This window comes from Rhizobium sp. L9 (genome assembly GCF_002531885.1).
Classification (GTDB): domain Bacteria; phylum Pseudomonadota; class Alphaproteobacteria; order Rhizobiales; family Rhizobiaceae; genus Rhizobium.
In genome coordinates, this window is record NZ_NWSZ01000019.1 from 120640 (window position 1) to 133562 (window position 12923).

The 12923-nt window shown below is 59.7% G+C and carries 13 protein-coding genes; 1 reads left to right on the top strand and 12 read right to left on the bottom strand.

Features of this window, described 5'->3' with window-relative positions:
* Positions 1 to 47: 47 nt before the first annotated feature.
* The 10 genes from CO660_RS20000 to CO660_RS20045 all read right to left on the bottom strand — a co-directional run bounded on the left by CO660_RS20000 (position 48) and on the right by CO660_RS20045 (position 10097).
* Positions 48 to 941, bottom strand: coding sequence for an amidohydrolase (locus tag CO660_RS20000; protein ID WP_097600197.1), 894 nt, complete (start codon positions 939 to 941; stop codon positions 48 to 50).
* A gap of 68 nt (positions 942 to 1009) precedes the next feature.
* Entirely contained in the window at positions 1010 to 1987 is a 978-nt protein-coding gene (locus CO660_RS20005; RefSeq protein WP_097600198.1) for a substrate-binding domain-containing protein, read from the bottom strand.
* A gap of 43 nt (positions 1988 to 2030) precedes the next feature.
* The gene (locus tag CO660_RS20010; protein WP_097600199.1) at positions 2031 to 3041 is read right to left on the bottom strand and encodes an ABC transporter permease; all 1011 of its coding nucleotides are present in this window, start codon (positions 3039 to 3041) and stop codon (positions 2031 to 2033) included.
* Positions 3038 to 4540, bottom strand: a complete 1503-nt coding sequence (locus CO660_RS20015) for a sugar ABC transporter ATP-binding protein (RefSeq protein WP_097600200.1) — start codon at positions 4538 to 4540, stop codon at positions 3038 to 3040. Before CO660_RS20015 ends, CO660_RS20010 begins: the two co-directional genes overlap by 4 nt.
* A 10-nt stretch (positions 4541 to 4550) precedes the next feature.
* A complete protein-coding gene (locus tag CO660_RS20020) occupies positions 4551 to 5810 on the bottom strand; it encodes a TRAP transporter large permease subunit (protein WP_097600201.1) in 1260 nt (419 codons plus the stop codon).
* Entirely contained in the window at positions 5807 to 6337 is a 531-nt protein-coding gene (locus CO660_RS20025; RefSeq protein ID WP_097600202.1) for a TRAP transporter small permease subunit, read from the bottom strand. The genes CO660_RS20020 and CO660_RS20025 overlap by 4 nt, the downstream gene beginning before the upstream one ends.
* Before the next feature lie 25 nt (positions 6338 to 6362).
* Positions 6363 to 7370 (bottom strand): TRAP transporter substrate-binding protein, encoded by a 1008-nt coding sequence (locus CO660_RS20030; RefSeq protein ID WP_097600261.1) that lies wholly within the window; start codon positions 7368 to 7370, stop codon positions 6363 to 6365.
* Positions 7371 to 7430: 60 nt separating this feature from the next.
* The gene (locus CO660_RS20035; RefSeq protein ID WP_097600203.1) at positions 7431 to 8468 is read right to left on the bottom strand and encodes a transketolase family protein; all 1038 of its coding nucleotides are present in this window, start codon (positions 8466 to 8468) and stop codon (positions 7431 to 7433) included.
* Complete coding sequence (locus tag CO660_RS20040; RefSeq protein ID WP_097600204.1) at positions 8465 to 9304, bottom strand: transketolase; 840 nt, start codon at positions 9302 to 9304, stop codon at positions 8465 to 8467. Before CO660_RS20040 ends, CO660_RS20035 begins: the two co-directional genes overlap by 4 nt.
* A gap of 31 nt (positions 9305 to 9335) precedes the next feature.
* Positions 9336 to 10097, bottom strand: a complete 762-nt coding sequence (locus CO660_RS20045) for an SDR family NAD(P)-dependent oxidoreductase (protein ID WP_097600205.1) — start codon at positions 10095 to 10097, stop codon at positions 9336 to 9338.
* 140 nt (positions 10098 to 10237) lie between these two features.
* On the opposite strand from CO660_RS20045, the gene CO660_RS20050 reads away from it, so the two are divergent.
* Complete coding sequence (locus tag CO660_RS20050) at positions 10238 to 11101, top strand: LysR substrate-binding domain-containing protein (protein ID WP_097600206.1); 864 nt, start codon at positions 10238 to 10240, stop codon at positions 11099 to 11101.
* Between the two features lie 201 nt (positions 11102 to 11302).
* Here the strand turns inward: CO660_RS20050 and CO660_RS20055 are convergent, their stop codons facing one another.
* Both CO660_RS20055 and CO660_RS20060 read right to left on the bottom strand, forming a co-directional pair.
* Complete coding sequence (locus CO660_RS20055) at positions 11303 to 11977, bottom strand: 4-carboxy-4-hydroxy-2-oxoadipate aldolase/oxaloacetate decarboxylase (RefSeq protein ID WP_097600207.1); 675 nt, start codon at positions 11975 to 11977, stop codon at positions 11303 to 11305.
* A gap of 88 nt (positions 11978 to 12065) precedes the next feature.
* The gene (locus tag CO660_RS20060) at positions 12066 to 12902 is read right to left on the bottom strand and encodes an ABC transporter substrate-binding protein (protein WP_097600208.1); all 837 of its coding nucleotides are present in this window, start codon (positions 12900 to 12902) and stop codon (positions 12066 to 12068) included.
* Positions 12903 to 12923: the final 21 nt, after the last annotated feature.

Here is a 12923-nt window from a genome sequence, read left to right on the forward strand (position 1 = left end):
CGGCGCAGCGTGTATGACATGGAGATCAGTTGTGAACGATCTCCATCTTAGATTCTGTAAAAGCGCGCCGAGTTGTCATGGAAAAGCGCCAGTTGCTCATCTCGCGAGTAGTTGACCACCAGAGCCTTGAAACCATCCATTATCTTGTCGTAGCTGCCGAACAACTTATCGACCGGGAAGTTCGAAGCGAACATGCACCGTTCAACGCCAAAAGCTGCTATCGTCTCCTCGACGTAGGGCCTGATGCTATCCACCGTCCACGTCCAATCTCCCATACCGAGGCCGGAGATTTTGCATGCAATGTTGGGCGCCTGGGCCAGCATTCGCATTCCCTTTCGCCAGCCCTCGAAATGGCCAGGGCCATCGACCTGCATGCCGGTGTGATTGAGAATGATCTGCACGTCGGGAAAGTCCCGGCCGAGTTCGAGGAATTCTTCCATTTGCCAATAGTAGAGCTGAAGGTCGAAGCTGAGATCGCGCCGCGCCAGTTCCTTGAAGCCTCGGCGCCAGTCCGGCGTCCGACTGACTTCCGGTTCGGTCAGATAGGTTTTCGCGGGATCGTCGTGAAAGTTCATCGACTGGCGGATGCCGCGGAAGTTCGCACAGGACATGTGCTCGTCCAGAAGATCGCCGACGTCGGGTCTGCGCAGGTCGGCGTATCCGACGATCCCGTGAGGGAAGCCGTGCTTGTCGGCCACACTTTGCAGCCAACGCGTCTCACCGGCCGGATCCTTCGGATCATAGCCGACGTCGAGATGGACCGCCTTCACAAGGTTCTGGTTCTTCGCATCGGCGAGGAAGTCCTCGATAAGGTATGTCTTGTTGATCGCAGCATAGTCTCCGAAGGCGGATGGCTTCACGCCATCGGACAGCCACGGGTAATAGTTGTTATCGAGATCCCAAAGATGGAAATGCGGATCGATGATCGGTAGGTCATCCATGACTGCTGCCCCTGAATATTGCCACGCTTGGGAGGACGCCGGAGATGGTCGCCGGCGTCCGATTCCGATTAGTTCGCCGGCGGAAACACGCGCGCTATGACGGCCTTCGCTTCGGGGGTATCGACCTTGTCGGCCGTGACGAGCGGCATGACAAGTGCGAGATCCTTCTTGACCGGTGCGCCTGAGATCGCGTTGTAGACCTGCTGTGTCCCGTCTATTCCCTGCCCGACTGCTTCCTGGAAGAAGATGCCTTGAATGGCGTTCGATTTCAAAAGCCCAATGGTCGTCGGGCTGCCGTCCGCAACGGCGATGCCGACCTTGCCAGTCAGTCCCCGCGTTTGTAGAACCTTCGCCGCACCCGTTCCGGCTTCGTCGTACATTCCGTAGATCGCCTTGATATCAGGATGTGCGGTGAGCATGTCGTTGGCCTGGGTGACGGCTTCGTTCACGGTAAGCCCCCTCGTCTCCAACATCTGCGCCAGATCGCATCCGCTTGCCTTGAATGCCTCTTCCGCTCCCTTCAGATACTTCTGGGCATTCTCTCGATCCTGGGGCAGCGACAACATGCCGACCTGATTGCCGCCGCGGTCCTTGGCAAGCTTGCAGACGAATTCTCCCTGCGCCTTGCCGGTCTCGTAATTGTTCGCCGTAACTGACGAGGTGTAGTCGGTTTGGCCGGGCTGCGGGCCGATACCGGCGAAGGCGATCGGGATGTTCTGCGATTTCAAATATGCGAGAAGCGGTGGCGTGCTCGTGGAGCTCACCGGGCCGATCACGATGGCGTCTACGCCCTTGGTCACGGCGGTGCGGGCGTTATCCATCTGTTTGGCCGGTGAATTTTCAGACGTGTACTCGACATAGTCCATGCCAAGTTCCTTTGCCTTTTCCTTCACGCCGTACCCAACCCACTGCCAGTACGAGATGTCGAGCGATGGGGCGAGATAGGCAACCGTTTTCTTGTCCTGCGCCTGCGCCGCCGCAGAAAATACCATGGTAGCAATGGCTGCGCAGGCGACGAGCCTGAGCCTTTGTTTGAGATTTTTCATTTACGTTCCTCCTCCACTTGTCCGGCGACATGCCGGGTTAAGATCAAACGGCTCCCCGTCGTGATTTGCTGAAGCGGTCGATGAGAACCGCGATGAGAATGGCGACACCGGTGACGGAGCCCTGCCAGAAGCTGTTGATACCAATGAGATTGACGCCGTTCTGAATAACCGTGATCATGAGCGCTCCCAGCACGGCGCCGACAGCGGTTCCGGTGCCACCCAAGAGGCTTGCTCCGCCGATCACGACCGCGGCGATAGCCTGCAGCATAAGGCTCGATCCCGCCGTGGATTCGGCGTTCAGGATGTACGAGATCGTCAGAAGCCCCGAAAATGACGCCAGAAGCGAAGACGCGACATAAGCCATGAACTTCGTGCGCTTGACGGGAATGCCTAGCAGGTACGCCGCCATGGAACTGCTTCCGACCGCATAAAACCAGCGGCCCGCAACCATCTTCTTTAGGAAGAGCTCGATCAGGATCAAAAGAACGACGCAGAACAGGATGTAATTCGGAACGCCAGGTATCATGCTGCCGCTGTTGAGTAGCCAGAAATCAGGATCGCCGATCGGCATCGACCGTCCGTTCGTAACAATGAACGCCAGGGACCCGGCGACTGCGAACGTGATCAACGTGACGACAAAAGGCGCCAAGCCTGCGATCGTCACCAAGAAGCCGTTGATGGATCCAAACAAGAGCCCGACGCAAAGCCCGATGAGACCTGCCGAGAAACCGCCGAAACCGCCAGCCATCGCCTGCGCTGTTACCATACCAGTGAGCGAGAAGACCGACCCGACCGATAGATCGATGCCGCCGGTTATAACGACCAGAAGGACACCGAGCGACATGATGATGAGTGGCGCGCCTGCCTGTGTGATGTTCGCGAAGTTGCCCCATGTCAACGCCTGGGGAACCTGGGAGCCGACCGCCAGTGCAAGAAGGACGATGGCGGCCGCAATCGCGATCTCCGTTCGATAGGCGCTGAAGAGGCTCTCCCTTTGTTTGATGTCTGCTGTCGGCGTTTCCGTCCGAGCGACTTGTGCCTGTGTCCTGGTCATGCTGCCATTCCGGTCAATGTAACGAGTTTCTCTTCGCTAAAGTCGTCCTGCTCCAGGACGCCGGCACATCTACCTTCGGTATCGAAGGCGACGACCCGGTTGCATACTTCCAACAGTTCGACGTTCTCTGTCGACCACCAGACGATGATGGTGCCGCTGGCGGCCATCTGCCTGATGAGCTGGTAGATCTCACGCTTCGTTCCGATGTCGACGCCGCGCGTGGGCTCCTCCAGCACAAGGAGCCGCGACGGGACGCCGAGCCAGCGAGCGATCAGGAGCTTCTGCTGCGTCCCGCCGCTCAGCGTGTTCGGCAGATCCCAGACCGATGCCGCCTTCACCTTGAGGGCTTTCAAGAGGTCGAGGCACTCGGCACCTTCCGATCCGCCTGCGATCGCGGCACCGCGGACAACCCGTCGCGACGCCATGACGTTGTCGATGATGGGCAGGCTGTGGAGCACGCCCTTGTGGGCCCGGTCGCCGGTGATATATCCGGCGCCAAGACGAGCGGCTTGACGGGGAGACTGGAGGCGATCCGGCCATCCGGCGCGCGCGACAGTCCATCTTTTCCTCCGGGCCGCCCCGGTCAGCCCGTCAATCAGCATCGCAGGTCCGGCTGGCGCTCCGGCGACCCCGAGAATCGTGCCAGGACGCAGTTCCAGTTTGAATCCTTGCTCTTGGATCGTGAGCCTGTCCGTCGCGGAAGAAGCGTCGAACGTGACCGCCGACAGGCGCGTCCGCTCGACCGCGTGGGAGGCCGTCACCTGGCCCATCTTTTCGATGATTGCGACGTCGGACAGTTCATTTATCGCCTGCCGATCCACGACCGTCCGTCCGTCACGAATGATTGTGCAGACGTTCGCGATTTGCCTGATCTCCTTCATGCGATGGGAGACGAACACGACCGACAGCCCATTTTCGCGGGTCAGCTTCCGCAATACCGTAAACAGCCTCTCCGTTTCGAGGGCGGTGAGATTGGCCGTTGGCTCATCCAGGAGGATCAACTCCGCGCCCGATGAGAGAGCCCTGGCAATTTCGACCATCTGGCCCTCGTGAAGGCTCAGGCTCCCGACAGGCCGGTGCAAGCAGGTGGCTGCGAAGCCCTGGTCGATCATGCGCAGGGACTCGAAGGCCTGTCTTGCGGCCGCCGTGCGTCTGAACAGACCCATGCCTTTCCGGTGATGCGGCAAGGCAATGTTTTCCGCCACGGTGAGATGGGACAGAAGCGCCAGCTCCTGGTGCACGACAGCAACCCTCGCCCTGCCCTCAGTCTCGCTCCGCTCCCTGCCGTCATCGTCGAAGAAGCGGATATCGCCATCGTTCCTGGAAACAGCGCCGGTGATGATCTTGATCATCGTCGACTTCCCGGCGCCGTTCCCCCCAAGCAGCGCATGAACTTCACCACGTGCTACCGAGAAGTCGACGCCTTTGAGCACCGATGTTGCGCCATAGGACTTCGTCAGTCCCCGCACGGTGATAACGTTCGTTGAAGTTTCGCTCATTGAACGCTCCTCAGTAGATCGTCAGCGCCGGCACGAAGCTGACCACCAGCAGGAGAAGCATGGCCATGCCGAAATACGGCCAGAGCTCGTTGGTCGTCGTTCCCAACGGCGCCTTTGCGATCGACGACGAGATGAACAGCGTGGTGCCAATCGGCGGCGTATAGAGCCCGATCCCCAGATTGATCACCATCATCAGGCCGAGCTGGACGCGATCCAGACCGATGGAGTCGGCGAGAGGGACGAAGATCGGTCCCAGCAACAAGATAGCCGGTGGCATGTCGAGCGGCATGCCGACGACGAGCATGATGACGTTCATCATGAGAATGATCACGATCGGGCTGGAGATGTGAGTGGAAACCCATTCCGCCATCTGCTGAGGCGCCTGGTCGAACGTGAGCACCCAGCCGACCGCGGCGCTCCCCATGATCACAAGCATGACCACGCCCGTCGCGACGCCCGCCTCGACCATGTTGTCGCAGAAACGCTTCCAGCTCAGGTCTCGGTAAAAAAGAATGCTGAGCACGAGCGAATAGACCACCGACAGGACCGAGACCTCCGTCGGCGTCGCAAGGCCGAAACGAAGGAAGATGATGATCAGGATCGGCAGAAGGATCGCCGGAAGGCTCTGGAGAGCCAATCGCGCCAGCTCGCGCTTGCGGACATTCACAGCCGCCGCGGCATAACCCCGCCTGACGGAGATGTACCAGCATACGAACACGAAGCTCGTGGCCATGATCAGACCCGGAATGATGCCTGAGATAAAGAGGTCGCCCACGCTGACGCCACTGATCAGCGCATAGAGGATCATCGGAATTGACGGCGGTATCAGCACGTCGATGACGGCCGAGGTCGCATTGTTAGCGGCACAAAGCGCGGGAGGAAAGCCTTGCTTCTTCTGCCACGGGATAAGCACGGATCCCAGCGCGCTCGCATTCGCGACGGCAGAACCCGAGACGCCGCCAAACACGACTGAAGAAACGACCGTGGTCGAGAGCGGTCCGCCCCTCCAGCGCTGCATCGCACGAGATGCGAGCTCCAATAGCTGACGGCCGAGTTCGCCGCCCAGCATCAATGTCCCTGCCAGCATGAAGAATGGAAGCGCCAGCATCGGGAATGACTGGGTTTGATCGTAGACCTGCTGGGCAACGACCGAGAGAGGCACGTAGCCGTTGAAGAGCACTCCGAGGCCCGCCGCGATGATGAGCCCATATCCAACGGGAACAGCAAGCACCATGAGGACGCAGAAGGCGATGATCATGACGATGGTCATAGCGCGAGCTCCTCGGGGCTGATTGCAAGTCGGTGTTCCCAGCCCGATCTCAGAACGCGGGCGGTCGCAGCGATCGTTACGATGGAGACGAGAACCGCGCCGGTGGAAAGCGAGTAGTATCCGATGCTGTTCGGTAGCTGCAGAACGGCGCTGTGTTCCGCGCCTGCGATTTCGGCCACGACGGTCGCTTGGTAAGCCAGTACCAGAAATGCCGCGACGCTGATGCCGTTCGCCACGATCAAGGCCGCCGTCCGGACAGCGCCGTCCAGCTTTCCGTACAGCCACTCCACGGCCATATGCCCGCCGGCGTGGGCGGCCATGACGATGCCCGCGATGATGAACCAGGGGAACATCAGCATCGGCAGCTCCTGGGCGAATGAGAGGCCTCCGCTTGTCGATAGGTATCGAATAACGACATTGGCCGAAGTGACCACTGTCAGGCCGATACCGCTGATGATGATCACCAGGCGCGCAAATACGACGATCATTCCGGCGACCAATTCGATGGCCGAGTAGAACCTGCTCATGATGCCTCCCTGTCGTAAGTGGGCGTCAGCCCTTCGCTGCAGCTACCACCTGTGCGACGAAGTCGCCGAACGGCTTCTTCTTCCAGATATCCGCGACAGGCGCGGTGGCCTTCACAAAGGCATCGTGGTCGACCTCCACCACCTCGACAGCGGTATTCCTCCTGAAGTTCTGGAGCACCTCGGCTGCCTTATCGCTCGAGAGCTTGCGCTGAAGGTCCCCGGCCTCCTTGGCAGCCGCCTTCACGGCTTCTAGGTCGGCTCCAAGCCGGGCCTGAGCTATTTTCGACATCAGGAAAGGCGTCGATTCCCACTTATGGGCGGTCAGGCTGATGTACTTGTTGACTTCATGAAGCTTCGAACTTTCGATATTGGCGAGCGGGTTCTCCTGCCCGTCCACGACGCCCTGCTGCAAGGCGATATAGAGTTCGCCGAAGGCGATCTGTTCGGTCCCTGCACCCAAGGTCTGGAAGATGTCGATCGTCATGGGATCAGCAGGTGTTCGGATCTTCATGCCCGACAGATCCGCCGGAGTGGTCACCTTCCGCTTCGAATTTGTAAGATGGCGGATGCCATTGTCCCACCAGTCGAGCGGAACGACGCCGACGGCTTCGAAACGCTTGCCAAGTTCTGCCCCTACCGGTCCATTGAGGACGGCCATCGCCTTGCCTGTATTTTCGAAGAGGAACGGCAGTCCGAGCGCGTTCAGCTCCGGCACGATCGCCGAAGTGGCGCCCTGGCTGTTGGCGGTAAAGTCGAGCGCGCCAGTCCGCAGGCTGGTCAGCATGGCGGAATCGCTGCCGAGCGTCTCCGCACCCGCGACGTTAATCTGGACGCGCCCTTCAGTCTTTTCCTTGACGAGCTGCGCGAATTTGTCGGCCGCGACGGTTCTGGGATTACCCGGCGCTGCTCCATGACCAAGCGTGAGTGTCGTAGCGGCGGCACTGGCGAATCGGGCGGATAGCACAACTGCGGGGGCCGCAAGGACCACCGCGGCAGTCGCCAAGAAAGTGCGTCTCTTTACTTGAAAGCTCATATCATCCTCCGTCATAAGCTTTTCTTTTGTCGGCCGGCTCTCCTCAACCGGCCATGTGCATCACGTCGAAAGCCAGGCTTTCACCGCCTCCGTGACCTTGAGTGTCGAGAGACCGTATTGGTCGTGAAGCGTGGGCAAGGCCCCTGCTTCCAGAAACTGGTCCGGCAAGCCAATCTGGCGGAAGGCGTGGGGCGCTACGCCGGCGCGCATCAGGGCTGCTGCGACAGCCTCGCCGAGACCGCCGATAACGGTGTGGTTCTCCGCCACGACTACGAGGCGCCCGCCTTTCCGGCATTCGGCGATGATTGTCGCCTCGTCGAGAGGCTTGATTGTCGGAACGTGCAGGACGGCTGCGTCAACGCCGTCCTTCTCAAGCTGCTTGGCGGCATCGAGCGCCCGCATCGTCATCAGGCCAGACGAGATGATCAGAGTATCCTTGCCGTCTCGGATGAGCTTCGCCTTGCCGAGCTCGAACTTGTAGCCGTACTCCTCCAGAACCACCGGCACGTTGCCGCGCAGAAGACGCATGTAGACCGGCCCCTTATGGGCGGCGATCGCCGGAACCGCTTGCTCGATTTCGCTTGCGTCGCAGGGATCCAGGATCGTCAGGTTCGGCATTCCTCGGAACATCGCTAGATCTTCCGTCGCCTGGTGGCTAGGGCCATAGCCCGTGGTCAGGCCAGGAAGAGCGCAGACGATCTTCACGTCGAGCATCTCCTCGGCGATCGCCAAACAGATGAAGTCGTAGGCTCGTCGAGACGCGAAGACGGCGTAAGTCGTCACCCAGGGCTGAAAGCCTTCGCGCGCCATTCCAGCGGCCGACATCATCAATAGCTGTTCGGCCATACCCATCTGGTAGAAGCGGTCGGGATGCGCCGCGCGGAACACGTGCAGGTCCGTATATTTCGCGAGGTCTGCTGACATGCCGACGATACGGTCGTTACGACGGGCCAATGCTGCCAATGCATTGCCGAAGGGTGCAGCCTTGGTCAGCTGATCCGGGCCGGCAATGGATGCGATCATCGCCGAAGTCGTCAGGCGAGGCTTGTCGCCGCCGTTCTCGAGATGCGCTGGCCGGATATATTTCGAACGCCTCATGCTTCCGCTCCCGCATCGATGATTCTGAGGGCTTCAGCCCATTCGTGAGGCTCCACGCGGAGGAAGTGGTTTCGATCGCGCGCCTCAAGGAATGGCACGCCCTTTGCCATCTTCGTGTCGCATATGATGATGCGAGGTCTTGCTTCCGGGTGGGTGCGAGCAGCGTCGAATGCCTCCACAAGCGCATTGATGTCGTTTCCGTCCACCCGTTGAACGAACCAGCCAAACGCCTCAAATTTGGGAGCGAGCGGCTCAAAATTCAGGACACCGATCGACGGACCGTCGGCCTGCATCTGGTTGACGTCAACGATTCCGATCAGGTTGTCGAGCTTGTAAGATCCGGCCGACATCGCTGCCTCCCATGTCGAGCCTTCATCGAGTTCGCCGTCGGAAAACAGGTTGTAGACAAAGGATGATGACTTCTTCCGCTTCAGCGCGAGAGCCATCCCGACCGCGATGCCAAGCCCATGGCCGAGCGACCCACCCGTGATCTCCATGCCGGGCGTATAGGCGGCCATTCCGGACATGGGTAGACGGCTGTTGTCGGTGCCATAGGTTTCCAGCTCGTCCTCAGGAACGATCTTGGCCTCGATCAACGCTGCATAGAGCGCGATGGCATAGTGACCGATCGACAGCAGGAACCTGTCGCGTCCTTCCCATTCCGGGTCCTCCGGCCGGTAGTTCGTTGCATGGAAATATGAGACGGCGAGCACGTCGGCGACGCCGAGCGCCTGCGCGATATAGCCCTGCCCCTGAACTTCACCCATGCGCAGCGCATGACGCCGGATGCGCCGGGCCCGCTCGGTGAGGCTGATGTTGTGTCCTATCTGGGTCATGTGGGTGTTCCTGGTCGTTTGGCGACGGATCTCAGTGGATGAGCATGCCGCCGTTGACGTCGATCACCGCACCGGTGACATAAGCGGAGAGGTCTGATGCGAGGAACAGATAGATGTTGGCGACATCGGTCGCTTCACCGAGCCGGCTCAACGGAATGCCCTTGATGATGTCAGCACGCATCTCCTCGCTGAGCTTGCCGCCGGTAATGTCCGTCTGGATAAGTCCAGGCGTTACCGAGTTGACGCGGATTCCAGCCGGCCCGAACTCGCGAGCCATCGCCTTGGCGAGGCCAAGCACGCCTGCCTTAGCGGCCGAATAATGAGGGCCGCCGAAGATCCCGCCCCCACGCTGCGCCGACACTGAAGACATGCAGGCGATCGATCCGCCGCCATTGTCGCGCATATAGGGTATGAAAGCCTGGCTCAGGAACAACACGCCGGTCATATTGACGGCGACAATCCGTTGCCAATCAGCATCCGTGATGTCTAACGTCTTGACGGGCTGAGTAATACCAGCGTTGTTGATCAACGCGTTGACGGCACCGAAGGAAGCAATGACCTCGGAGGCAGCCCTGGTGCATGAATCTTTGTCGGCAACGTCGCAGCGCAGGCCAATGTGGACCCCGGCATCAATGGTTGGCAAGCTCGCAGCCGCTTCAGCAGCGGCTTCTGCATCAATATCGAGGATCGCAATGCGAGCGCCGTGCTCGGCGAAAAGCTGTGCGGTGGCACGACCAATGCCGCGCCTGCTCGCCGCGCCCGAAATGACCGCGGTCTTCCCATTCAGTAGCATGTAATCTCCTCCCGATGCTTCCCAAGCATCTGGCAAATCATGAACCTGTCAGTCGGCTTGCAAGGCCGAAACTGCCGCAGTCGATGACGTTCGACAAACGCGAAGTTTACAACGGTAGGTGAATCTGGTTCACTAATGGCATGTTACAGATGGCTTCCCTTTCCGCGGTTCGCATATTTGAAGCTGCAGCCCGGCTTGCTTCTTTCCGGGCTGCAGCGGAAGAATTGCATCTGTCGCCAAGCGCCGTGAGCCACGCCATTGCAAAGCTGGAACGGGATCTGGGTACATCTCTTTTTGAACGGAGCACACGCAAGGTCACCCTCACGCTTGCGGGGCAGACGCTCCTCTCCCATGCCTCCAACGCATTCGAGGAACTTCGGCGCGGTGTTGAGATGATTTCATCGAACAAGGCGCATCTTTTGCGGGTTCATTGCGCGCCCAGCTATGCAGCGCAGGTGCTGTCGGCACGACTTCCAGACTTTCTCAGCAAGAATGGAGGGGTCGAAGTCAGAGTGGCGGCAAGCACGAATTACGCACGGTTCGTCGACGGCCTCTTTGACGTCGATATTGTCTACGGCGAGCCTTCCAACCGAGAAGATCTCATCGTCGTGCCACTGGGAGAGGAAATCGTATCGCCCTTATGCAGTCCGAAAATGGCAGAGCGGCTGAAAACGCCGCGTGATCTTGAGCGCCTGCCGCTCATCAGAAGCGACTTGAAGCGCATCCAATGGATCGACTGGTTCGAACTCAACAATCTCGGCCCCCCTCCTCTTCCTGCGATGAGCTTCGACAGAAGTTTCCTTGCGGTCGATGCAGCGGCAAATGGTCTAGGGATCGCTTTGGAATCCAATACTCTCGCAAATCGGGAATTGAAAAGTGGTCGGCTCGTGCGGCCCTTCACCAATAGCAGGGACAATCGCTACATCGGGCACTATTTGGCTTACCCAAAAGCTGGTAGCCAACGCCGGCTCTCTAAGATCTTTGCGGATTGGATCACGTCGTAGTCATCGCCGACATGAGGCGCGTTGACGAGGAACCTGAAACCCTGGGTTCGCCATCCGAGTGGACTCAAAGCATCGACTGGGCGATTTCCCCTCGAGCGGCATATCGGTGATTTTTGGAACCGGAGTGAAACTACGCCCCGGCGTCTGTGATCAGCTGGCCGAAATGGCGGGCCGACTTGCAAAGCGACGGCGGGATCCGTCTCAAAGGTCGACGACGAGACCCTTGGCCTTCAGCACCGGCGCCAGATTGCTGACCTCGATGACCGATTTGCCCGCCTTGTAGGCGGCGATATAGCCGGCTTCGGCATCTTCGCGCGCTTGCGACAGCCGGGCGGCTTCCTGGGCTTCCTGCCTGCGCACGACCACCAGGCCGTCGGCATCGCCGACGATGATGTCGCCGGGATTGATGGTTTCGCCGCCCACGATGATCGGGTCGTTCACAGCGGCAATGGTTTCCTTCACCGTGCCCTTGATGCAGACGCTGAGCGAGAAGACCGGGAAGCCGAGCTCCCTCAACTGAAGCGTGTCGCGCACGCCGGTGTCGGTCACGAGGCCGCCGATGCCCTTGGCGAGGCATGCATTGGCAAGGACGTCGCCGAACGAGCCGGCTTCTTCGTATTCGCCGGCGGAGACGACGATGATGTCGCCGGGCTTTGCATAGTTGATGGCGAGCTGCAGCATGATGTTGTCGCGCGGCGCGCATTTGACCGTAAAGGCCGGACCGCACAGTTTCATCCGGTAGTCGACGGGTTTGAGGCGGGAGGAAAGCGCGCCGCGGCGCCCCTGGGCTTCGTGGATGGTTGCGGGCGAAAATTTGGAAACGGCCTCGACGTCGGCTTTGCTGGGCCGTTCAGCGATATCTTTTATATGGATCATGGATGCCTCACATCGTTTGTAGACGGCGGGCAAATCCCGCCGTCTTATCTCGGTTGCATTATCTTCGGGAGGTCCGAGACCGGTTGGTCTACGGGATCGGGTCGAATTTCAGTTCGCTAAGCGGCACGACTTTGTCGGTGCGGGTCATCTTATATTCGGTGTTGGGGCCGAGCCACTTGTCCCAGATCTTGTTGATCTCGCCGGACTCGTCCAGCTTGTGCAGAATCTCGTTGATCTTGGCGGTCAGCGCCGGCTGATCCTTGGCCATGCCGATGCCGATCGGCTGGTACAGCATCGGCTCCTCGATCATCCGCATTTCCTTGCCCTTGCTCTTCGATTCATTGACGAACTTGGTCGTCGTCATGGTGTTGGCCACCATGCCGCGCGCCTTGCCCTGCTGAACGGCGAGATAGGCAGAAGCCGTGTCCTGGAAGGTCAGCGGGTCGGATTTGTTGAGCTTGATCGACATTTCCGAGGTCGAGCCCTTGGTCGAGGCGATGCGCTGGCCGGCGAAATCCGCCTTCGTCTTGCCGGCATCGTCTGCCGGCACGATCAGCATTTCCTTGGCGAGATAATAGGGGTCGCTGAACTGGATCTGCTCGGCGCGGCTCAGCGTATAGGCAAGGTTGGCAACGGTGATATCGACGCGGCCGAGCTTGACTTCTGGTACGCGGGCCTCGACCGACACCGGTTTGATTTCAGCCTTGACGCCCAACTCCTTGGCGATGGCGCCGCAGAGATCGACGTCGAAACCGGCCATCTCGCGGGTCTTCGGATCGGGCGAAGCGAAGGGAGGAACGTCGGCGAAAGTCGCGCAGCGAAGGGTCTTCGCCGACATGATATTGTCGAGCTGATCGGCTTTCGCGGGTGCGGCGGCTGTTATGCCGGCCAATGCGACGGCGAGGCTCAGGTATTTCCAGTTCATTGCTGTTCTCCTTTGTTTTTG